This is a genomic window from Methylobacterium sp. AC315 (assembly GCF_979253755.1).
Genome location: NZ_CEEDEA010000016.1, coordinates 43,491 through 62,722 on the forward strand (window position 1 = coordinate 43,491; position 19,232 = coordinate 62,722).

Sequence of the window (19,232 nt, forward strand, 5' to 3'; positions counted from 1 at the left end):
GGAGATCTTCCATGAGTCTGCTGCCCCCGGAGGCCGTCGAGTTCATCGGCTTCGTCGCCCCCCGCCACACCTCCGAGATCCACCCGGCCCAAGGTCCGGCGATCGACCGGGACTACCTGAAGCTGCTGGCCCAGGCGCATGAATGGGGCGGGTTCGACCGGGTGCTGATGGCGTTCCATGCGACGGCGCCGGACGCCCTGCTGCTCGCCGGACACGTCGCCGCCGTGACGGAGCGCCTGGGATTGATGATCGCCCACCGGACCGGCTTCACGGCGCCGACCGTGGCGGCCCGGCAATTCGCGACCCTCGACCAGCTCACCGGCGGCCGGGTCGCGATCCACGTGATCAGCGGCGGCGACGACCGGGAGCTGGCCCAGGACGGCGACCACCTCACCAAGGACGAGCGCTACGCCCGCACGGCCGAGTTCCTGGACATCGCCCGACAGAGCTGGACCGCCACCGCGCCGTTCGACTACGCGGGTACGTTCTACCGGGTGGAGCGGGGCTTCTCCGAGGTGAAGCCGGTCGACGCCATTCCGGTCTATTTCGGCGGCGCCTCGCCGGCGGCCTTGGCGGTGGCCGGCCGGCACGCCGACACCTACGCCCTGTGGGGCGAGACCCAGGCCCAGGTCCGGGACCTGATCGGGCGCGTCCGGGAGGCCGCCGCGCCGCACGGGCGCCAGCCGCGCTTCAGCCTGTCGGTCCGGCCGATCCTGGCCGAGACCGAGGCGCGCGCCTGGGCCCGGGCGGAGGACATCCTGGCCCGGACCCGCGCTGCCCGGGCGGCCAGGGGAGTCGGCCCCGCCGCCGCGCCGCAGAACGAGGGCTCGCGCCGGCTGCTCGCGGCGGCGGCCGCTGGTGCGCGCCTCGACACGCGGCTGTTCACCGCCATCGCGGCCGAGACCGGGGCGGCGGGCAATTCCACCGCCCTGGTCGGCACGCCCGAGCAGGTCGCCGAGGCGCTGCTCGCTTATCACGACCTCGGAATCCGCACCTTCCTGATCCGCGGCTTCGATCCCCTGGAGGACGCGATCCAGTACGGCCGGGACCTGCTGCCGGCGTTCAAGGCGGCGCTGGCAGCCCGCGGCAGCGCCGCCGAGGCCGCCTGATGCGCGCCGCGTTGTCTTCGGGGCTCGCCCTCCTGCTTCTGGCCCTCCTGCTTCTGGCCCACTTGGTCGTTACGCCGGCCCGGGCGGAGGACGTGCTGCGGGTGGGCGACCAGCGCGGCAACGCCCGCGCCCTGATGGAGGCGGCCGGCGTGCTCGACGGCCTGCCCTACCGGCTGGAATGGAGCGAGTTCCCGGCCGCCGCGCCCCTGCTGGAGGCGCTCAACGCCGGGGCGATCGATGCCGGCGGGGTCGGCGACGCGCCCTTCACCTTCGCGGCCGCCGCCGGGGCGCCCGTGAAGGCGTTCATGGCGTTCCGCAACCGGCAGGACGGGCTGGCGATCCTGGTGGCGCGGGATTCGCCGATCCGCACCGTGGCGGATCTCAAGGGCAAGCGCATCGCCACCAACCGCGGCTCGATCGGCCACCAGGTCGTCCTGGCGGCCCTGGAGGAGGCGGGGCTGCCGTTCGACGGCGTCGTGTTCAGCTTCCTGCCACCGGCCGACGCCAAGATCGCCCTCGCGTCCGGGTCCGTGGATGCCTGGGCGACCTGGGAGCCCTACACCTCGGCGGCCGAACTCGCCGGCCTGGCCCGGGTGGTCCGGGACGGCAACGGCATCACCCCGGGCCTGACCTTCACGGTGGCGCGCGACAGCGCCCTGGCGGCCAAGCGGCCGCTGCTCGCCGACTTCGCCGCGCGCCTCGCGAAGGCCCGGGCCTGGGCGCTCGAGGACCCGGCGCCCTACGCGGCGGTGTGGTCGAAGCTGATCGGCCTGCCGGAGGCGGTGCCTTTGCGCTGGTTCAGCCGGGCCGGCTACCGGACCGTGCCGATCGATGCCGACGTGATCGCCGACGAGCAGCGCACCATCGAGCTCTACGTCCGCGCCGGCCTGATCCCGAAGGCCCGCGCGCCACGGGCGGCGGCGATCTTCGACACGGGGTTTTCCCAAGCCCCATCCCAGGGTCTCACCCCAGGCCTGTCGAAAGTCCCGGTCGCGGTGCAATGATGAGGGGCGGTTCCCCGGATCAGAGGTCCTGACGATGCATGACACCGGCGACGACCACACCCACAGCCATGCCCACGAGGACGGCCAAAATCACGGCCAAAATCACAACCATGATCACGATCATCCCGCAGGGGAGGGGGCGGCGCGCTGGAAGCATGACGGCGTGCGCGTGATCCCGGGCGACCAGCTCGACAGCAACACGGCGCAGACCCCCGGCATGTTCCGGCAGGCGGCGGTCAACGCCGCCCGGGTCGGCGCCCAGAAGATCTGGGCCGGCACGGTGGCGATCCAGCCCGACGCCAAGACCGGCGTGCACCATCACGGCGCCCTGGAAAGCGTGATCTACGTGGTCTCCGGCCGCGCCCGGATGCGCTGGGGCGAGCGGCTCGAATACGTGGCCGAGGCCGGGCCGGGGGACTTCATCTTCGTGCCGCCTTTCGTGCCGCACCAGGAGATCAACGCCTCCACGGACGAGCCCCTGCACTGCGTGCTGGTGCGCTCGGACAACGAGGCCGTGGTGGTCAACATCCCGGATGTCGAGCCGGTGGAGCGGCCCGAATCCGTCCACTGGGTCGATCCGATCCACAAGCACCCGTGAGCCGCCGCGGAGCGCAGCCGTGAGTGGAGCGCAGACATGAGTCGAGGCCGCCAGCTGCATCTCGGCGCGTTCATGCGCCCGGTGGGGATCCACACGGCGTGGTGGCGCTATCCGGGCGGCTACCCGGACGCGAACTTCAACTTCGAGCATCTGGCGCACTTCGCCCGGCGGCTGGAGGCGGCGAAGTTCGACGCCTTCTTCATGGCCGACCACCTGGCGGTGATGAACATGCCGATGGCGGCCCTGCGCCGCTCGGCCACCGTGACCTCGTTCGATCCGCTGACGCTGCTGCCGGCCTTGGCCGTCCTCACGTCGCGGATCGGCCTGATCGCCACGGCCTCGACCACCTACAACGAGCCCTATCATGTGGCCCGGAAGTTCGCCTCGCTCGACCACATCTCCAAGGGCCGCGCGGGCTGGAACCTCGTCACCTCGGGCAACCCGGACGAGGCCCTGAATTTCGGCCGCGACGCGCATCTCGACCATGCCGTGCGCTACGCCCGGGCGCGCGAGTTCTACGACGTGGTCACCGGCCTGTGGGATTCCTGGGCCGACGACGCCTTCCGGATGGATCCGGAGAGCGGCCTGTTCTTCGATGCCGACAAGCTGCACGTCCTCGACCACCGGGGCGCGTTCCTGACGGTGAAGGGCCCGCTCAACGTCGCCCGGCCGGTCCAGGGCTGGCCGGTGATCGTTCAGGCCGGCGCCTCGGAGGCGGGACGGCAGATCGCGGCCGAGACCGCCGAGATGGTGTTCGGCGCGAGCCCGACCCTGGAGGCCGCGCAGGCCTACTACGCCGACGTGAAGGGCCGGATGCCGGCGCTCGGGCGCGATCCCGACCACCTGAAGATCCTGCCCGGCGCCCTGGTGGTCCTGGGCGAGACCGAGGCCGAGGCGCAGGCCAAGCGGGCGCGCCTCGACGACCTCGTCCATCCCGACAGCGGGCTCGCCAACCTGTCGGTGCGGCTCGGGGTCGACGCCTCCGGGTTCTATCTCGACGCGCCCCTGCCCGAAATCCCCGCGACCAACGCCAGCAAGACCAGCCAGGCCCAGATTCTCGATGAGGCCCGCCGGACCGGCGCCACCGTGCGCGACCTCGCCCGCAAGGTCGGCGCCTATGCCGGGCTTCAGTTCGTCGGGACGCCCGCGCAGGTCGCGGACCGTATGGAGGAATGGCTGGAGAGCCGCGGGTGCGACGGCTTCAACGTCATGTTCCCGTTCGTGCCCGAGGGGCTCGACGACGTGGTCGACCGGCTCGTGCCGGAACTGCAACGGCGCGGCCTGTTCCGGCGCGACTACGCCGGCACGACCCTGCGCGACCATCTCGGCCTGCCGCGCCCGCCGAACCGGTTCTTCGCGTCGGACGAGACGAGGCGCGCGTGACTGAGAAGGGTGGGCCGGTTTGCGAACGGTTCGAGATCTGCGCGCCTACCCAAGGCGCCACTCCGTCATTCCGGGCTCCGCGTCGCGGCCCCGGAATGACACGGTGATTCCGGGGGAAAGCCTGGACAGACGGCTTTCGCAGGAAGCGATGCGTTACCGCTTCACCTTGGCCTTGCGGGCGGCGAAGCGGGCATCGCGGGTCGCCTTCTGCTCGGCGGCGAGGGCGGCCTGGCGCTCGACCTTCTCGGCGGCCTGACGGACGATCTCGGCCGCTGCGCGCTCCTGTTCGGCAAGGGCTTCGGCGGCGCGGACCGCCTCGGCGGCGGCGCGGGCGGCCTCCCGCTCGCTCACCCGCACTTCGCGGGCCTCGACGACGGCCTGGCGTTCAGCCTGCCGGGCGAGGACGGCCGGATCGTCCGCCGCGGGCCGTGCACGGAACTGGGCCAGCCGCTCTTCCTTGGCTTTCGCGCCGGCCTCGAGACGATCGGACAGCTGCGTTTCTTTGAATTGACCCACGGATACTCCTCGCGCGCTTCGCAGCGCCGGTGGCGAGAGCATCATCCCGAAAGCGTATCGGAGACCGATGATGCCCGATCAAGAGCCCGAAACGGCATCACTGATGCCGGTCCAGAAACAGAAGAAGCCGCTCCACACAGGGAACGGCTTCGAAACGCGTCCTCTGGTGAGGCGCTCGGTTCAGGCGGCCTGGAGGCTGCCGGCGGACTGCTTGCCGCTGCGACGGTCGGTTTCCAGCTCGAAGGAGAGCTTCTGGCCCTCGATCAGGTTGCGCATGCCGGCGCGCTCGACAGCCGAGATGTGCACGAACACGTCCTTGCCGCCGTCGTCAGGCTGGATGAAGCCGAAGCCCTTGGTCTCGTTGAACCACTTAACGGTGCCGATGGTCATAAATATTCCAACTGCTTTAGAGCATGATGCGATCGACCAGCATTCCGGCCGACCAAAATCATCATACGGTAACAAAGATCCAGTGTTTGCTGCTGATGCGCTGCACGGGCAGCGAACGCTGGACGATCGAATGGGTCGAGCGCACGCCGTGCATGCGCTCATCCGCGAGTCGTCGAAAATGGGAGAGATGCAGAGCGCTCGCCCTGTTGTGGCGAGACGGCCGAATATCTGGCCTCAAATCGATCCGTGATCTCTAGCGCATCGCCGGGATAATCACAATCCCGAAATAGGCCGCGGAGAAAAACCGTCTGGCGTGCCGGCGAAATCGCGGGTTCTTGCGATGTTGTTTTGGTGTGCGACTTTCAATATTCCAGGCCGCCCGTGCAGGCTCAGCCGCTTCGGAGGGCCGCGATCGAGCCCGGCGGCTTCGAAGCGCGTTAGCACTCTCGCCGATTGAGTGCTAAGAGATCCACACCCGGCGCGGATGATTCGGTCCGCCGCCGCCTTTCCCGTCCGGGCTCCGTCATGCCGACGCGAGACCCGCAGGCGGGACGACCAGGATGCCACACATGAAGTTTCGCCCGCTGCACGACCGCGTGGTGCTACGCCGCATCGAGGGCGAGGAGAAGACCAAGGGCGGGATCATCATCCCCGACACCGTCAAGGAGAAGCCCCAGGAGGGCGAGGTCGTCGCCGTCGGACCCGGTGCCCGGGACGAGGCCGGCAAGATCAATCCCCTGGAAGTGAAGCCCGGTGATCGCGTGCTGTTCGGCAAGTGGTCCGGCACCGAGGTCAAGATCGACGACCAGGACCTTCTGATCATGAAGGAATCCGACATCATGGGCGTCGTCGCCTAGAGTCGTACCGGATCGCGCCGTCCCTGATCGCACTGCAATCGGGTACGGCACTCAGTCCTAGATTCGACGCGCCCGCGAACGCCGAACCGGTACCCGTTTCAGCAGCCGGCGCTCTGAGGGCGTCCGCTCCCGCAGATGCTGCCCAAGCCCTTCGAGGCGCCCGCTCCGGCGCGCCTCGGGGCCGAACGACAACAGAAGAGATTGTCCATGTCAGCCAAAGACGTCCGTTTTTCCGTCGACGCCCGCGAGAAGATGCTGCGCGGCGTCGAGCTGCTCGCCAGCGCGGTGAAGGTGACGCTCGGCCCGAAGGGCCGGAACGTCGTGATCGAGAAGAGCTTCGGCGCCCCGCGCATCACCAAGGACGGCGTCACCGTCGCCAAGGAGATCGAACTCGCCGACAAGTTCGAGAACATGGGCGCCCAGATGGTGCGCGAAGTGGCCTCGAAGTCGAGCGACATCGCGGGTGACGGCACCACCACCGCCACCGTGCTGGCCGCCTCCATCGTCCGCGAGGGCGTGAAGTACGTCGCCGCCGGCATGAACCCGATGGACCTGAAGCGCGGCATCGACCTCGCGGTCGCCGCGGTCGTGAAGGACATCAGCGAGCGCTCCCGCAAGGTCGCCTCCTCGGAGGAGATCGCCCAGGTCGGCACGATCTCCGCCAACGGCGACAAGGAGATCGGCGAGATGATCGCCCACGCCATGCAGAAGGTGGGCAACGAGGGCGTGATCACGGTCGAGGAGGCCAAGACGGCCGAGACCGAGCTCGACGTCGTCGAGGGCATGCAGTTCGACCGCGGCTACCTGTCCCCGTACTTCATCACGAACGCGGAGAAGATGGTCGCCGAGCTCGAGGATCCCTACATCCTGATCCACGAGAAGAAGCTGTCGTCGCTGCAGGCGATGCTGCCGGTGCTCGAGGCCGTGGTGCAGACCGGCAAGCCGCTGCTGATCATCGCCGAGGACATCGAGGGCGAGGCGCTGGCCACCCTCGTGGTGAACAAGCTGCGCGGCGGCCTGAAGGTCGCAGCCGTGAAGGCGCCGGGCTTCGGTGACCGCCGCAAGGCGATGCTCGAGGACATCGCGATCCTGACCAAGGGCCAGATGATCGCCGAGGACCTCGGCATCAAGCTCGAGAACGTGACGCTCGACATGCTCGGCCGCGCCAAGCGGGTGCGCATCGAGAAGGAGACCACCACGATCATCGACGGGTCCGGCGAGAAGACCGACATCGAAGGCCGGATCTCGCAGATCAAGGCGCAGATCGAGGAGACCACCTCGGACTACGATCGCGAGAAGCTGCAGGAGCGCCTGGCCAAGCTCGCGGGCGGCGTCGCGGTGATCCGCGTCGGCGGTTCGACCGAGGTCGAGGTCAAGGAGAAGAAGGACCGCGTCGACGACGCCCTCCACGCCACCCGCGCGGCTGTCGAGGAAGGCATCGTCCCGGGCGGCGGCACCGCGCTGCTGCGCGCCAAGAAGGCCGCCCAGGGCCTCACCAGCGACAACCCCGACGTCCAGGCCGGCATCAAGATCGTGCTGAAGGCGCTCGAGGCCCCGATCCGTCAGATCGCCTCGAACTCGGGCGTCGAAGGCTCGATCGTGGTGGGCAAGATCCTGGCCAACGCCTCGGAGACCTACGGCTTCAACGCCCAGACCGAGGAGTATGTCGACATGCTCCAGGCCGGCATCGTCGATCCGTCCAAGGTCGTCCGGGCGGCGCTCCAGGGTGCGGCTTCCGTGGCCGGCCTGCTGGTCACCACCGAGGCGATGATCTCCGAGCTGCCGCGCAAGGAAGCCCCGGCCATGCCGGGCGGCGGCGGTATGGGCGGCATGGGCGGCATGGACTTCTAAGCCGGTTCCAGACCTCGACACGACGACCCGGCGCGGGCGCCTTTCACGGCCGCGCCGGGTCGTCATCTGTAAGCCGGCCCGGATCATCGATCCGGGCCGGCGCCGTCCGCAACGGCGACTCCGTCCACACCGCACCAAGCGGGCCGATGCGGGTTGTCCCTGGTGCCGGTCGGGAGATTTCGATGCGCGTGCAGACCCTTCGGGACGGGATCGTCCTGGCCCTCCGCCCGCCGCTCGCCCCCTGCGTCGTCGTCCTGGCGCTGGTGACGACTGTCCTCCTGGCGGCGCCCGCCCCGGCCCGGGCCTGGGGCGTTCCCGGTTGCAGCAACCTTCCCGAATACAATCGCGCGCTCGGCGCTCTCCAGGGCATGACCAGCGCCTGCGACATGAGCGTCGCGCGTGCGCGCGAAGTCATCGCGGAGCATGACGGCGTCCCGGTGGTCGTGCCGCAGGCAGCGCCGCCGCCCCGGGTCCAGGTCCGGCGCCACCCGGCCCGGCCCCATCACAGGATACCGCGCAAGCGCCGCAATACGGCCCGCGCCTCCTGAGCCGCACCGTCGTCGTCCCGAAAACCCGGCGCCCCCTTCGGGATGATGCTCCGGCTGCGCTAGGTCGTGAACCCATAACGGGTGGCACGGTTTGGTCGGGGCGTCGTTGGTTCTCCGAATGGAGGACCGAGGATGGCGCGGTTTGACCTGACGGATGCAGAGTGGGCGGTGATCGAGCCGGTTCTGCCGACGGACGTACGCGGCAAGGATCGGGTGGACGACCGACGGGTGCTGAACGGGATCTTCTGGCGGCTGCGCACGGGTGCGCCGTGGGCCGACATCCCGGCGCGTTACGGGCCCTACACGACCTGCGGCAACCGCTTCCGGCGCTGGCGCAAGCGCGGCATCTGGGACCGACTTCTGGCTGCAGTGTCGAAGGCTTACGAGGGCGATCTGCAGATGATCGACGCCACCAGCGTGCGGGTGCACCAGCATGCAGCCTGCGCCAAAAAAAAGACGGCGGATCCGGTGGCATGGGTCGCTCACGGGGCGGCCTGACCAGCAAGATCCACGCGCTGGTGGATGCCGAGGGCCCTCCCGTGGCGCTGAAGATCACGCCCGGTCAGGCGCATGACGGGCGCTCGGCGACCGACATGCTGGGCGGGCTGGGTGAAGGCCAGGTCCTGCTGGGTGACCGGGCCTACGACAGCGATGCGCTGCGAGCCCGGATGTCCGAGCAGGGTGCTTGGGCGAACGTGAAGCCGATGCCCAACCGCAAGCAGGTCTTGGCCTTCAGCCCGTTCCTGTACAAGTACCGCAACCTGGTCGAACGCTTCTTCAGCAAGATCAAGCACTTCCGCGCCGTCGCCACCCGCTACGACAAGGATCCCGACAACTTTCTTGCCAGCGTCAAACTCGCCGCCATCCGGGTCTGGCTGCGAACTTTATGAGTCCGCGACCTAAAGTCCGACGGCGGCGTCGTTGGCAGCCGGCTCTGTCCCGCTTTCCGTGGGGATGAAGGATACGCTCCGTGCGGCTCGATCTCGGTCACAAAGGCGATTGGATCGTCGATCCCCGCGAACTCGCGTCGCGTCTGGGCGTCACCATGGCCGTGCTCAAGCAGCAGGAACGCCTCGGCCAGGTCGAGGCCCGCATCAAGCCCGGTTCGGGCGCGGAGGCGGATCAGACCCGCGTGACGGTTCGCCTGCTCGACAAGGGCTGGCGGGGCATCTTCGATGGGAGCGGGGCGCTCATCGCCGAGGAGCGATGGTGACGGGCCGCCCGGAGCGGTTCGTGGCCGGGCAAAAGGTCATCGCGGCCAAGAAAGCCGCGGCGCCGGGACAATGCGTGGTACAGACCTGAAGAGATTCCGCCGCTGCTCTCGCCGAGGACCGACATGAACGCCTTCAGATGGCTTATGGCCAAGGTTATCGGCTTCCTGTTCTCGCAGACGATCGACCACAAGAACCGCAAAGCTGCTGCCGACAAGGAGGGCGGGACCTACGATGCGGCCCCGGCTTATCAGTCATCCGGGTTCGAAAGTGATTATCATGCAGCGACCAACCTGCTGAAACAGCGGATGGACAAGAACTTTCCCGATAATTTTCACGCCCGGCTGGGGTCGCAGGCCAACAGCATGTACGATTACGGCGAGGACCGTGCGGAGGCCGTCGACACGGCCTCGACCGCGATCGCGATGGCGCTTCGGAACGGTGCGACCGTCAGCCAGGCTGCGGAGGCCGGCGCAGCCAGCGTCGGCATCTGAGGACGTCCGGACGGCTGCGCGCCGCCCGATACCGTCTGCAAGAGGGTCGTAACCGGGGGAGAGACGCCGCGGGGCTTTCGGGGCTCCGCGGCGTTACCGCGGGGCGGCCCCGGATCCCATCACCAGAGATTGCGCGGCAACCGTCGCTTCCAGCGCTCGCCGGCCTTGAGGGTGTCGCCCTGCCGGGAAAGCCGGATCGGGCGCGTCGGCATCGCGGCCGGCTGGCTCACGACAGCGACCGGCGGCGGGGCGAGAACAGGGCGCGCCACCGCGACGACCGGCGTCTGCGCCCGCTTGGACGGCACCTTCGAAGCCGGCTTCGAAACGGCCTTGGCACGGCGCACCCGTGGCAGGCGCTCGACCGATGGGGCTTCGTCCGCCGCGTCGGCCTCGGGCTCGCTCGCCGTCGCGAACATCGGCACGAGGCTCGGCAGCACCCGGCGGGCCGGGGTCTCGGCCGGCACCGGCTCGACAGGAACGGCGGGCGCGAATGCGGCCTCGGCCGGCTTGTCGGCGGTGTCCGGCGGAATGTCCCACCACTGGTCGGGATTGTCGCGGTGCCGCGTCGTCGTATCGACCAGCGCGACGCGGGAGGTGCGGGTATGCTTGACTTCGACCGTGAACGGCCGCGCGCTCCGGCGCTTCATGTGTGCGGAATTCCTGAGACTAACGTGCCCGGCGGCGCAAAATGTGCCGGCAACGTTCAAGCATCATACGGGACTGAACCGCGCGTTGTCGAGCGCGGAGATCAACAATCCTGTTCGTGCAGCATAGGCTTTTGGGATGACCTCAAGTGCCGCGGCTCCATAGCACAGTCGAAGTACTGCCTTCTGCGCTTCACGGTTGTGGCGGCGGTGCCGATCTGGGCCGATCGGGTTCGCGCGTCGCCAACCCGGGACCGGCGGCCGAGCCGGCGTCGAAACCGGGCCGTTCAAGGCTGGGGCGTCTCTCGCGCCGCGCGCCTGCGCCTCTGGACGGCCTCGCGGACATGCGTGACCAGCAGGGCGACGAGGCGCATCTCGACGCTCTCCGTCCGCCCGTGCGCCTCCGACCGGATCGCCTCGGCGGCGAGCGCGTCGGCCTCCCGCTCCAGCCGTTCGAGTTCGGCGGGCTCGGCGCCCGACACGGACAGCCAGATCTCCAGGAGGCGCATGACCCGGGTCGGCGGCCGCCGCGGCCGGAAGCGGCGATACAGGCCGATGCCCGCCGCGCTCAGCGAGGCCGCCGCGCTGATCATCAGCCCGAGCCAGTAGGCCCCGTTCTGGGCCTGATCCGCCAGGCTCGGCTGGTTTCCGGTCAGGTAGGAAGCGGCACCCGGATGGATGGGGAGCGCCTGGACCTTGTCGTCGGTGTCGGGCGCCTCGATGCCGGCCAGGTCGTCGTCGAGCGCCACGAGCCGCGGCTTGCCGGTCAGGACCTCGCGGGTGATCTCGCCGGCGAGCCAGTCGGGCATCGCGCCCCTGGCGACGAGCCGGTGGCTGACCGACAGGGTGGTGATGTCGTCGCCCGGCGCCGGCAGGGAGCCCAGGAAGGCGCCCTTCGGCACGTCGATCGTGTCGAGTACGGGATGCTCCTTGGCGATCGCCGCCGCCTCGTCGACCTCGAACAGCTTCACCGCCCCGGAGCCTTTGCGCAGCGCCGTGAACAGCGGCAGCCACAGCGCGCTGCCGACCGGGGCCACGACGAACATCGAACCGATCTGCCGGGTGCGGGCGGCCTCGGCCAGCTGGTCCAGGCTCAGGATCCTGCGATGCACGCTGCCCAGCGGCACGCCGAAATGGGTCAGGATCAGGTCGAGCAGCCGCGGATCGAGCTTTCGCCCGTCGAGGAGCCCGACCGTGCTGCCGCGCAGCTTGGCCACGCTGTCGACGGCGCTGCCGCCGGGCGCGACGAACACCACGGCGTCTCGGCGCAGGATGACCAGGGTCTGTCCGTCCTTCGGGGCGGCATCGCTGCGCACCAGGGCGAGCTGGGTCTTGCCCCGGTCCAGGGCCTCCGCTGCCCCGAGGCGGTCCGGCTCGAAGATCGTCCGGATGCGGACCCGCGGATGCCGGGTCTCGAAGAGCTGAGTCAGCGCCTGGGCCGCCTCTCGATCCTCCGTGCTGGTCTTCGCGACCGCGATGTCGAGGGCGAGCAGGCCGAGCAGCAGGTGGACCAGCACGGCAACGATCGCGGCGCACGCGATGACGCTCAGGGCGATGAGTGTCGTCTTGGACCGCCCGATCATCCGTGCCGCGCTGCCTGCCGAGCCGACAGCATAACGTGAGAGGGCGCCTCAGGGTCCGGGCCGACCGCTCGCCGTCCGACGGCGACCCTTCCGCGTCGCATGGGTCCGTGAACCGGAGGGCGGCTCACGGACTTCTCCATCCGCCGGGGCGATCCGTTCGTGCCGCGGCAGGAGGAATCCCGATGCGCATCCCCTCTCTCGCAGCGCTGGCCGGTGTCGGCCTCGTCATCCTGTGCCTGCCTGCTGCGGCCGTCCCTGCCGGTCCCGGCGCCGGATTGGCCACGCCGTCCGCCCTGCTCACCCAGGTCCGGATGCGGCGCCACCACATGCGCCGGGGCAGCATGGCGCGGACGCAGCGGAAATATCCGGGTGCGAGCTTCGTGCGGAACACCACGCGGGGCGCGCCGGCCGGCAGCAGCGGCGGCAACGGCACGACCGGCAGCTACGCCGCCCCGAGCGGACGCTAGATCTGGTCCCGATCACGGTGCGATCGGGGTCATCGCTCAGGCCTCGAAATAACGCGCTCGCTTGCGCCGAACCGGCCTACACGTCGCCGGCGAGCAGGCTGGCGCGTCATGCCGGATACCGGCACCGGAGCGATGCACGCGCTCCGTGATCCGCATCGTTCCTTCCGCGTGTCTTCCGAAGGCCGGCGGCCACCTTTCGGAATGACGCTTCAGCCTCCGGCCCCGTCGCGGCGGGCTTCTCGACCGGCGCTTCGGCTCGGGCATCCCTCCGACGCCCCTGCCGTCCTGGAGCGCCCGGTTCGATCCCGTGGGCTGCCGGAAGGAAACTCCGGCTCCCGCGGTACGTTTTGGCTCGAAGACCGTGTGCAACGCGCACCCTGCAACCAGGATGTCGAGGAGCCCATGATGCGTCAGGCCGTCTTTACTGTTCTTGCCCTCACTGCAGCCGCGCCGGCCCTTGCCCAGACCCATACCGGTCCGGCGCCGATCAAGCAGCCTGGACCGCCACGGCAGGTGGCCCCCGGCACGCCGCCGGGAACGGTCGTCGTCCCGGACGGCGCCAAGAACGGCGGCCCCGGCACGACGGCCGTCATCGCGCCCACCGGCACGGGCGCGGCGACGATCACGACCGACACGGCCGCGGGCGGCAACGCCAGCCAGCCCGAGCGCGGTGTTCCCCAGACCGGCGGGGGCGGGAGCGGCGACAACGGCGGCGGCTGAACGATCCGCGTTCGCGCATCGTCGTGTTCAGAAAGCCGGCGGCCATCTTCCGAGGCGATGCCTCAACCGCCGCCACCGCCGCCGCCACCCGTTCCGGGACCGCCGAGATTGCCGTCCTTGTTGGGGGTGTTCCAATGGATGATGCCGTCGTCGGCCGGGCGCAGCGTCGTAGCCGGCGGCGGGGGGACGCCGAAGCGCAGCCGCTCGATCGTGCCGCGCCGATGCGGCCGGTCGGCCCCGCGATGCTGGGCGGCGGCGGGGTCCGAGGCGAAGCCCGCGAGCGCGATCACGAGCCCCATCACCGTCGCGCGTCTCATCGGGCAACCCCACATCCTGCCGAGCGGTCTTCCAGCGCGTGATCGATACACCGACGCGAGGGCCGCGTCCGTCCTGTCCGATCGGCAACGAGCCGCGACGCGTGCGGGTTTCCGCACCCTTCGCGGCCGCGTCCGCGGGCAGCCGCGAGCGGACGAGTCCCGCGGTGGGAACGCTCGGCCGACCGGCCCGCAGGATCCGCTAACCGCGCTCCGGCATACCCAGTCGCGAGCCGCGTTGCGTATGGGCTCGACCGCTGGTGAGATCGGACGCTCCCCCGCCCCGTGAGCAGATCGGGGCGGGGCCGAGCGGCCGGAACCCCGGCGCTTGCGCCGACGCTGCGTCCGTGGCCGCAAAACGGCCGCACCTCCGCTGCCAGGATTCCCGCATGCGCACGATCTTCGCCGCCGCCCTCCTCGTCTGCTGCGCCACGGCCGCCTCGGCCGGGGAACCGCTCCTGGACGGTCCGGTGGCGGCTGGCGGCTTCGGCATGAGCGGCTCGGACTATTACGGCGACATCCGCAGCCGGATGCCGTTCACCCGCGAGGGCCCGCCGCGGCCGGTCGGCGTCGCCGACCTCGAGCGTGCACGGGCCGCGCGGATGCGTGCGGCGACCGCGTCCCGGCGGGTGGAGGCGCGGTCCTCGGCCCGGCGGCGCACGCCCCACGGCTGAGCCGGCCGGCCCCGACGCCCCGAGATGTGTTCGTCTGGCGCCCGGCACGGCCCCTGGAGCCTGCGCGGGACCCGGATCCCCGGGCCCGCGGCTTCCGCGGTTCAGGCCGATGCCCTGATGAGCTGGACCAGGCGCGGCAGCGCCGCGTCGGTCTGGTCGGGATGGCTGAGCCGGTCCGCGTAGTCGCCGATCGGGCGCGGCTTCCCGAACAGGTAGCCCTGCATCTCCCCACACGCCTCGTCGGCCAGGAACCGCCTCTGCGCGGGCGTCTCGACGCCCTCGGCGACGACCCCCATCCGGAGGCTCCGGCCCAGGCTCAGCACGGCCCGCACGATCACGGCCGCCTGCGGATCGACGCCGAGCTGCGCCACGAACGAGCGGTCGATCTTCATCTTATCGAACGGGAAGGCCTGCAGGGTCGCCAGCGACGCGTAGCCGGTGCCGAAATCGTCCATGCTGATCCGGACGCCGAAGCTCTTCAGGCGCCGCAGGATGTTGATCGCCCGGGCCATGTCGTTGATGATGACGCTCTCGGTGACCTCCAATTCCAGCCGGTCCGGCGACAGGCCGGTCTGGGCCAGCACGGCCAGCACCGTCTCGGGCAGGTCCGGCTTCTGGAACTGCCGCGGCGACAGGTTCACCGCGACCTTGAGCGACGGCGCCCAGGTCGCGGCCTCGCGGCACGCCTCGCGCAGCACCCAGTCGCCGAGCGCGATGATCAGCCCGGTCTCTTCGGCCAGGGGGACGAACACGCCGGGTGGAATCTGGCCGCGCACGGGATGGGTCCAGCGCACCAGCGCCTCGAACCCCACCAGCGCGCCGGAGGCGCCGTCCACCTGGGGCTGGTAGTGCAGGCTCAGCGCGTTGTCCGCTAGCGCCTGCCTCAGGTCGCTCTCCAGCACCCGGCGCTCCTCCGCCTCCTCGTCCATGTCGGCCCCGAACACCCTGAAGGTGCCCCGGCCCTCCGCCTTGGCCCGATAGAGTGCGAGGTCGGCCCGCCGGTACAGGCATTCCGCGCTCACCCCGTGCTCCGGCGCCAGGGCGATGCCGACGCTCAGGCCGACGCCGATCCGCTGCCCGCCCACCTGGAGCGGTGCCGCGAACAGGCCGGTCAGGCGCTCGGCGACCGCGACGGCCTCCTCGGGACCGCCGGTGAGCAGGACGGCGAACTCGTCGCCGCCCAGGCGGGCCACGACGCCATCCCCCACCGACGACCGCAACCGGTCCGCCACGCTGCGCAGCAGGTCGTCGCCGGCCTGGTGGCCGAGCGTGTCGTTCACGCCCTTGAAGCCGTCGAGGTCGAGGTACAGGACCGAAGCGGTGCCGCCCCGGACGGCGATCTCTGCGAGGCGCCCGTCGAGATGCTCCCGGAACAGGCCGCGGTTCGGCAGGCCCGTCAGGATGTCGTGGCGCGCCAGCCGCGCCACCTCGGCCTCCGCGGCCTTGCGCTGGGTGATGTCCGTAAAGGTCCGCACGAAGCCACCGTCCGGCACCGGCACGGTCCGGATCTCCAGCACCAGGCCGTTCGGGCGCACGCGCTCGTGGACATGCGCCTGCTCCGGGCCGCCGCGCTCGATCCAGTCCCGGTACGACCGATCGGTGCGGTTGTGCTCGCGGTGGCGCAGCTGATGGCGCAGGACGGCCTTGTAGCTCGGGGCTCCCAGCATCATCGCGCGCGGCAGGTCCAGGAGCGCCAAGGCCCGCTCGTTGCACACCTGAACCGTGCCGCGCCCGTCCACCCGGATCAGCCCCTGGTCCATGCTGTCCAGGGTCATGTCGAGCAGCAGGGTCTTCTCGCGCAGGGCGAGGCCCTGGCGGGCCAGCGCCGCGTTGATGGTGCGCAGGTGGTCCAGCATCAGCGCCAGCGCCGCGAAGGCCAGGATCACCGCCATCATCACCGCGATGCCGCCCGCCACCGCGCCGCGGGCGAGGCCGAGATCCAGGGTCTCCTGCGCCGGGTCCGGGACCACGCGCGCCGCCGCCATGGCCAGGAAGTGCAGCCCGGCGATGGCCGCCGTCAGGATCGTGGCGGCGGCCACCCGGGTCCTGGCGTCGCCGCCGCGTCCGTGGACCATCAGGGCAGCGCCTGAGAGGCCGCAGCCGATCGTCGCCGCCACGACGGCCAGGGTCCGATCCCAATCGAAATGTCCGGGCAGCACCACGCCGGCGATGCCCAGGAAGTGCATGCAGGCGATGCCGCCGCCCAGGACCACGCCGGCGACGGCCCCCGCCCAGGGCGAGCCCTGATGCGCGGCGCGCAGGAGCGTGAAGGCGACGAGGGCGGCCGCGATGGCGACGATCAGGGACAGCAGCGTGGTGGCGACCTCGTAGCCGACGACGACACCGGGATCGTAGCCGAGCATCCCGATGAAGTGGGTGCTCCAGATGCCGGCGCCGGCCGAGAAGCTGGCGGCCAGAAGCCAGCTCGGCGCCCAGGCGCCACCCTTGCGCACGCGCTGCTCGAGCAGCAGGGCGACGTAGCACGAGATCCAGCAGACACAGGCTGCCAGGGGAACCACCCAAGGGGTGTGCTCGTCGGTCAGGCAGGCCAAAGCGCGGTACATGGGAGCCTCGCCACGCGGCAATACGGGCGCACGATAGCGCGGCCAATACTAATCAGAAGTTGCATTTCGGGATAAGAATTCACCCCTTGGGAGGGTTGTTCCGGGTCATCGCGTCGTCTCTTGCGCGGCATGACCAGACAGTCCCGGCTCGAACTCCGATGCGGGCCTGCCGGATCTTCGCGCCCGGCCCACCCATCCGGCACGGAGAATCGCCGTCGATAAGCGCGAAAGGCCCCGAAGATTGCTCTTGGGGACGGTTCTCAAGCCTGCCAGCGTGGCGGTTACATGCCGCCAGCGCGCGTCGGCCATGCCTCATGACCGGTGGCCCGGCCGTCGGACGCGCGGTAGGTGACGGCTCCTCCCAAGACGACCCCTTCGGGCCCGCTCGGCACAAGCCGCGGCGGGCTCTTTTTCGTTAAGCGTTTCCCCATACCCCTCTTCTGTACCCACGATCCGACGCCGGCCCGGCTCTCCGCCCGCCGCCGACGGATCGTTCGACGGCTTCCTTTGGCATCCCGCATGAAAAACCGCTTCGCGTTCCTGGCCTTGATGATCGTATGCGCGGGCCCGGCCCTCGCCCGGGGCGACCGGTCCGGGCCGGGCTGCGACGACCCGCAGACGACCGGCTCTCTGCCCACCGGGATGCGGGACCTGGACGCCCTGGCCGTCGAGTCCGACAGGGTCGCCGTGATCCCGCCCGAGGACAGCTGGCAGGAGCAGGCGCAGCAGAACGCGGAACGCCGCAGGCGGGAGCGTGCGGAAGGATGCGGGGTCGATTGACGGTCGCGGCATCGGGCGGGCCCACGCGCGACTCGCCCGGGCGGCCGCAAGCCGAACAGGAGGCGGGACAGCCCGCCACTTGTCGTTGATCCCCCGAGCAATCACCGCCACTGTACGCACGAATATGCCGACGCTGCCGGCAACCATCCGCGGGCGTGGACTTGAACGCGAAGGGCGATCCGACATGAGGCTTCTGGCTCTCGGTGCCGTCATGGCCCTCACGGCAGCACCGGAGGCGCTGGCGCAGAGCATGCAGGACGTCCCGGTCCAGCGCGACCTCAGGCGGATGGACCGGCTCGACAGGCGCCTCGACCGCGACGGCATCCGGCCGGTCGACCCGAACGTGACGCCGGACAATCCCGACGGCGTCGTCGGCTTCGACGGCGTGCCCGACAATTACGGCGACCGCGGCGTCATCGATGACGGCCCCCTGCCGCCTGGCTCGCCGGCCGATACCGACGACGACTGAGCGGCTGCCGCGCGGCGGGAGCGGTGCCGATCGCAGTGCAACCCAGTTCGCCGCTCGGGCTTTGATGTCACGCGCGCTGGCGCCCAGCCGGTCTCCGCTTCGGAGGTCCGCACGCTGCAGGCGATCGGGAGACGGACAGATGGCTGACGACACACCGGACGCCGACCGCGTCGCCCGGAGGATTGCCGAGAACGTCTACGCCGCGTTCTGCCGGCAGGCGACGATGCCGGCCCACCCGCTCGAAGAGCAGACGATCCTGGCGCGGCTCGTCGAGGCGATCCGCCCCGAGGTCGGGACCGGTTCGCCCGGAGCGCTCGTCGAGGCCGCCAACGCGGCCCTGTCCGCATGGGAGCAGCGGGACCCCGAGATCCGCGGGCCGCGCGTCGTCGCGGTGAACCCGATCGATGGTGCCGTGACCGTCGGATAGGGCATCGTCCCGAAGGGCGGTCTCCGGCGTTCGGCGGGACGACGGGCCGCATTCGAATGGGAGCGCACCGTTCCAATTCCGCTGTCCGGCGCGATGGGCCGGCCGCGCGGGAGCGGTGACGAAGGGGGAGCGGTTTTTAGCAGGTGTGCGCATGCGCAGGGGTCGGTCCAGGTCTGGCGTATCGAAGCGGGCTTTGCCCGAGAGCCTGACGCAGCATCTCTCGGATCCGAAGATCCGGGTCCTCAAGACGCCGGATGGCCGACGCCGTTCCTTTCGCGCGGCCGGCGCTGTCCGGAAGGTCCTCGTCTCGCTCGTGACCCTCGCCGTGCTCGTGCTGGCCGGGGGGCACCTCGTGAACGCGTGGTAGGAAAACCGCGGCGGGATCGGCCCTACCTGAAACGGCCAGGCTGCCTATGTCTCCGCTGCAAGGAGCCGTTCAATCCATGATCATGATCATCATCTGCTTCCTCGCGCCATGGCTCGCCATGTTCCTGCGCGGGAAGGTTCTGCAGGGCATCCTCTGCATCATCCTCCACATCACGATCATCGGCTGGATCCCGGCGACGATCTGGGCCCTGGTGGTCACCCGCAGGGAAGCCGCCTGACACGCCGCCGGCGCTGACGAGGAG

Annotated in this window: 23 protein-coding genes and 1 pseudogene; 18 read left to right on the forward strand and 6 right to left on the reverse strand. The window is 70.3% G+C overall.

The genetic code is table 11. From position 1 onward, the window contains the following. The first annotated feature begins 11 nt into the window (after positions 1-11). Genes AC0IY0_RS21875 through AC0IY0_RS21890 form a run of 4 tightly spaced genes read left to right on the forward strand, consistent with a single transcriptional unit; the run spans position 12 to position 4,094 of the window. On the forward strand, positions 12-1,109 hold the full coding sequence (locus AC0IY0_RS21875) for an LLM class flavin-dependent oxidoreductase (RefSeq protein ID WP_471765503.1): 1,098 nt from the start codon (positions 12-14) through the stop codon (positions 1,107-1,109). Further along, the gene (locus AC0IY0_RS21880) at positions 1,109-2,113 is read left to right on the forward strand and encodes an ABC transporter substrate-binding protein (protein ID WP_419828828.1); all 1,005 of its coding nucleotides are present in this window, start codon (positions 1,109-1,111) and stop codon (positions 2,111-2,113) included. Before AC0IY0_RS21875 ends, AC0IY0_RS21880 begins: the two co-directional genes overlap by 1 nt. A gap of 34 nt (positions 2,114-2,147) precedes the next feature. Next, positions 2,148-2,711 (forward strand): cupin domain-containing protein, encoded by a 564-nt coding sequence (locus AC0IY0_RS21885; protein ID WP_419828829.1) that lies wholly within the window; start codon positions 2,148-2,150, stop codon positions 2,709-2,711. 36 nt (positions 2,712-2,747) lie between these two features. Further along, positions 2,748-4,094 carry an LLM class flavin-dependent oxidoreductase gene (locus tag AC0IY0_RS21890; protein ID WP_471765506.1) on the forward strand — a complete coding sequence of 449 codons (1,347 nt, stop codon included), beginning with the start codon at positions 2,748-2,750 and terminating at the stop codon, positions 4,092-4,094. Positions 4,095-4,247: 153 nt separating this feature from the next. Here the strand turns inward: AC0IY0_RS21890 and AC0IY0_RS21895 are convergent, their stop codons facing one another. Together AC0IY0_RS21895 and AC0IY0_RS21900 are read right to left on the reverse strand one after the other, a co-directional pair. Then, positions 4,248-4,610 (reverse strand): DUF6481 family protein, encoded by a 363-nt coding sequence (locus tag AC0IY0_RS21895; protein WP_187193508.1) that lies wholly within the window; start codon positions 4,608-4,610, stop codon positions 4,248-4,250. A gap of 180 nt (positions 4,611-4,790) precedes the next feature. Next, positions 4,791-5,000 (reverse strand): cold-shock protein, encoded by a 210-nt coding sequence (locus AC0IY0_RS21900; protein WP_147856337.1) that lies wholly within the window; start codon positions 4,998-5,000, stop codon positions 4,791-4,793. A 569-nt stretch (positions 5,001-5,569) separates the two neighbouring features. On the opposite strand from AC0IY0_RS21900, the gene AC0IY0_RS21905 reads away from it, so the two are divergent. From AC0IY0_RS21905 to AC0IY0_RS21930, 6 genes and pseudogenes are all read left to right on the forward strand, one after another. Further along, complete coding sequence (locus AC0IY0_RS21905; protein WP_471765509.1) at positions 5,570-5,857, forward strand: co-chaperone GroES; 288 nt, start codon at positions 5,570-5,572, stop codon at positions 5,855-5,857. A gap of 207 nt (positions 5,858-6,064) precedes the next feature. After that, positions 6,065-7,708, forward strand: coding sequence for a chaperonin GroEL (gene groL / locus AC0IY0_RS21910; protein ID WP_419828831.1), 1,644 nt, complete (start codon positions 6,065-6,067; stop codon positions 7,706-7,708). A gap of 182 nt (positions 7,709-7,890) precedes the next feature. Continuing rightward, positions 7,891-8,256 carry a hypothetical protein gene (locus AC0IY0_RS21915; RefSeq protein ID WP_246692134.1) on the forward strand — a complete coding sequence of 122 codons (366 nt, stop codon included), beginning with the start codon at positions 7,891-7,893 and terminating at the stop codon, positions 8,254-8,256. Between the two features lie 132 nt (positions 8,257-8,388). Then, positions 8,389-9,146: pseudogene (locus tag AC0IY0_RS21920) on the forward strand (IS5 family transposase). Positions 9,147-9,226: 80 nt separating this feature from the next. Further along, on the forward strand, positions 9,227-9,469 hold the full coding sequence (locus tag AC0IY0_RS21925; protein WP_147908677.1) for a DUF6522 family protein: 243 nt from the start codon (positions 9,227-9,229) through the stop codon (positions 9,467-9,469). Between the two features lie 123 nt (positions 9,470-9,592). Then, positions 9,593-9,961 carry a hypothetical protein gene (locus tag AC0IY0_RS21930; protein ID WP_147856340.1) on the forward strand — a complete coding sequence of 123 codons (369 nt, stop codon included), beginning with the start codon at positions 9,593-9,595 and terminating at the stop codon, positions 9,959-9,961. Between the two features lie 119 nt (positions 9,962-10,080). On the opposite strand, the gene AC0IY0_RS21935 is transcribed toward AC0IY0_RS21930, so the two are convergent. Further along, complete coding sequence (locus tag AC0IY0_RS21935; protein WP_147908676.1) at positions 10,081-10,608, reverse strand: hypothetical protein; 528 nt, start codon at positions 10,606-10,608, stop codon at positions 10,081-10,083. 284 nt (positions 10,609-10,892) lie between these two features. Continuing rightward, on the reverse strand, positions 10,893-12,188 hold the full coding sequence (locus AC0IY0_RS21940) for a TAXI family TRAP transporter solute-binding subunit (protein ID WP_419828832.1): 1,296 nt from the start codon (positions 12,186-12,188) through the stop codon (positions 10,893-10,895). A gap of 182 nt (positions 12,189-12,370) precedes the next feature. Between AC0IY0_RS21940 and AC0IY0_RS21945 the strand changes: the two genes are divergently transcribed. Both AC0IY0_RS21945 and AC0IY0_RS21950 read left to right on the forward strand, forming a co-directional pair. Next, complete coding sequence (locus AC0IY0_RS21945; RefSeq protein ID WP_147908674.1) at positions 12,371-12,655, forward strand: hypothetical protein; 285 nt, start codon at positions 12,371-12,373, stop codon at positions 12,653-12,655. Between the two features lie 402 nt (positions 12,656-13,057). Then, positions 13,058-13,375 carry a hypothetical protein gene (locus AC0IY0_RS21950; RefSeq protein ID WP_471765511.1) on the forward strand — a complete coding sequence of 106 codons (318 nt, stop codon included), beginning with the start codon at positions 13,058-13,060 and terminating at the stop codon, positions 13,373-13,375. Between the two features lie 62 nt (positions 13,376-13,437). Here the strand turns inward: AC0IY0_RS21950 and AC0IY0_RS21955 are convergent, their stop codons facing one another. Next, positions 13,438-13,692, reverse strand: coding sequence for a hypothetical protein (locus AC0IY0_RS21955; RefSeq protein WP_147908671.1), 255 nt, complete (start codon positions 13,690-13,692; stop codon positions 13,438-13,440). A gap of 386 nt (positions 13,693-14,078) precedes the next feature. On the opposite strand from AC0IY0_RS21955, the gene AC0IY0_RS21960 reads away from it, so the two are divergent. Further along, positions 14,079-14,363 carry a hypothetical protein gene (locus tag AC0IY0_RS21960; RefSeq protein ID WP_147908670.1) on the forward strand — a complete coding sequence of 95 codons (285 nt, stop codon included), beginning with the start codon at positions 14,079-14,081 and terminating at the stop codon, positions 14,361-14,363. Between the two features lie 101 nt (positions 14,364-14,464). On the opposite strand, the gene AC0IY0_RS21965 is transcribed toward AC0IY0_RS21960, so the two are convergent. Further along, positions 14,465-16,927: a bifunctional diguanylate cyclase/phosphodiesterase gene (locus AC0IY0_RS21965; RefSeq protein ID WP_471765513.1), complete on the reverse strand. Its 2,463-nt coding sequence runs from the start codon at positions 16,925-16,927 to the stop codon at positions 14,465-14,467. Positions 16,928-17,446: 519 nt separating this feature from the next. On the opposite strand from AC0IY0_RS21965, the gene AC0IY0_RS21970 reads away from it, so the two are divergent. The 5 genes from AC0IY0_RS21970 to AC0IY0_RS21990 all read left to right on the forward strand — a co-directional run bounded on the left by AC0IY0_RS21970 (position 17,447) and on the right by AC0IY0_RS21990 (position 19,208). Beyond that, positions 17,447-17,707 (forward strand): hypothetical protein, encoded by a 261-nt coding sequence (locus AC0IY0_RS21970; RefSeq protein ID WP_147908668.1) that lies wholly within the window; start codon positions 17,447-17,449, stop codon positions 17,705-17,707. 184 nt (positions 17,708-17,891) lie between these two features. Further along, positions 17,892-18,176 carry a hypothetical protein gene (locus tag AC0IY0_RS21975; RefSeq protein WP_187193509.1) on the forward strand — a complete coding sequence of 95 codons (285 nt, stop codon included), beginning with the start codon at positions 17,892-17,894 and terminating at the stop codon, positions 18,174-18,176. 139 nt (positions 18,177-18,315) lie between these two features. After that, positions 18,316-18,603 carry a hypothetical protein gene (locus tag AC0IY0_RS21980; RefSeq protein WP_147908666.1) on the forward strand — a complete coding sequence of 96 codons (288 nt, stop codon included), beginning with the start codon at positions 18,316-18,318 and terminating at the stop codon, positions 18,601-18,603. A 193-nt stretch (positions 18,604-18,796) separates the two neighbouring features. Beyond that, entirely contained in the window at positions 18,797-18,970 is a 174-nt protein-coding gene (locus AC0IY0_RS21985) for a hypothetical protein (RefSeq protein ID WP_187193510.1), read from the forward strand. Between the two features lie 76 nt (positions 18,971-19,046). Next, positions 19,047-19,208, forward strand: a complete 162-nt coding sequence (locus tag AC0IY0_RS21990) for a YqaE/Pmp3 family membrane protein (RefSeq protein ID WP_147908665.1) — start codon at positions 19,047-19,049, stop codon at positions 19,206-19,208. The last annotated feature ends 24 nt before the right edge of the window (positions 19,209-19,232 follow it).

Excerpts from the sequence above, each read along its gene's own strand:
- AC0IY0_RS21940 (WP_419828832.1), bottom strand. The coding sequence starts at position 12,188 with ATGATCGGGCGGTCCAAGACGACACTCATCGCCCTGAGCGTCATCGCG.
- AC0IY0_RS21905 (WP_471765509.1), top strand. The coding sequence starts at position 5,570 with ATGAAGTTTCGCCCGCTGCACGACCGCGTGGTGCTACGCCGCATCGAG.
- AC0IY0_RS21880 (WP_419828828.1), top strand. The coding sequence starts at position 1,109 with ATGCGCGCCGCGTTGTCTTCGGGGCTCGCCCTCCTGCTTCTGGCCCTC.
- AC0IY0_RS21930 (WP_147856340.1), top strand. The coding sequence starts at position 9,593 with ATGAACGCCTTCAGATGGCTTATGGCCAAGGTTATCGGCTTCCTGTTC.
- AC0IY0_RS21890 (WP_471765506.1), top strand. The coding sequence starts at position 2,748 with ATGAGTCGAGGCCGCCAGCTGCATCTCGGCGCGTTCATGCGCCCGGTG.
- groL (WP_419828831.1), top strand. The coding sequence starts at position 6,065 with ATGTCAGCCAAAGACGTCCGTTTTTCCGTCGACGCCCGCGAGAAGATG.
- AC0IY0_RS21955 (WP_147908671.1), bottom strand. The coding sequence starts at position 13,692 with ATGAGACGCGCGACGGTGATGGGGCTCGTGATCGCGCTCGCGGGCTTC.
- AC0IY0_RS21935 (WP_147908676.1), bottom strand. The coding sequence starts at position 10,608 with ATGAAGCGCCGGAGCGCGCGGCCGTTCACGGTCGAAGTCAAGCATACC.
- AC0IY0_RS21915 (WP_246692134.1), top strand. The coding sequence starts at position 7,891 with ATGCGCGTGCAGACCCTTCGGGACGGGATCGTCCTGGCCCTCCGCCCG.
- AC0IY0_RS21980 (WP_147908666.1), top strand. The coding sequence starts at position 18,316 with ATGGCTGACGACACACCGGACGCCGACCGCGTCGCCCGGAGGATTGCC.
- AC0IY0_RS21945 (WP_147908674.1), top strand. The coding sequence starts at position 12,371 with ATGCGCATCCCCTCTCTCGCAGCGCTGGCCGGTGTCGGCCTCGTCATC.
- AC0IY0_RS21875 (WP_471765503.1), top strand. The coding sequence starts at position 12 with ATGAGTCTGCTGCCCCCGGAGGCCGTCGAGTTCATCGGCTTCGTCGCC.
- AC0IY0_RS21960 (WP_147908670.1), top strand. The coding sequence starts at position 14,079 with ATGCGCACGATCTTCGCCGCCGCCCTCCTCGTCTGCTGCGCCACGGCC.
- AC0IY0_RS21950 (WP_471765511.1), top strand. The coding sequence starts at position 13,058 with ATGATGCGTCAGGCCGTCTTTACTGTTCTTGCCCTCACTGCAGCCGCG.
- AC0IY0_RS21965 (WP_471765513.1), bottom strand. The coding sequence starts at position 16,927 with ATGTACCGCGCTTTGGCCTGCCTGACCGACGAGCACACCCCTTGGGTG.
- AC0IY0_RS21900 (WP_147856337.1), bottom strand. The coding sequence starts at position 5,000 with ATGACCATCGGCACCGTTAAGTGGTTCAACGAGACCAAGGGCTTCGGC.
- AC0IY0_RS21970 (WP_147908668.1), top strand. The coding sequence starts at position 17,447 with ATGAAAAACCGCTTCGCGTTCCTGGCCTTGATGATCGTATGCGCGGGC.
- AC0IY0_RS21990 (WP_147908665.1), top strand. The coding sequence starts at position 19,047 with ATGATCATGATCATCATCTGCTTCCTCGCGCCATGGCTCGCCATGTTC.
- AC0IY0_RS21885 (WP_419828829.1), top strand. The coding sequence starts at position 2,148 with ATGCATGACACCGGCGACGACCACACCCACAGCCATGCCCACGAGGAC.
- AC0IY0_RS21975 (WP_187193509.1), top strand. The coding sequence starts at position 17,892 with ATGAGGCTTCTGGCTCTCGGTGCCGTCATGGCCCTCACGGCAGCACCG.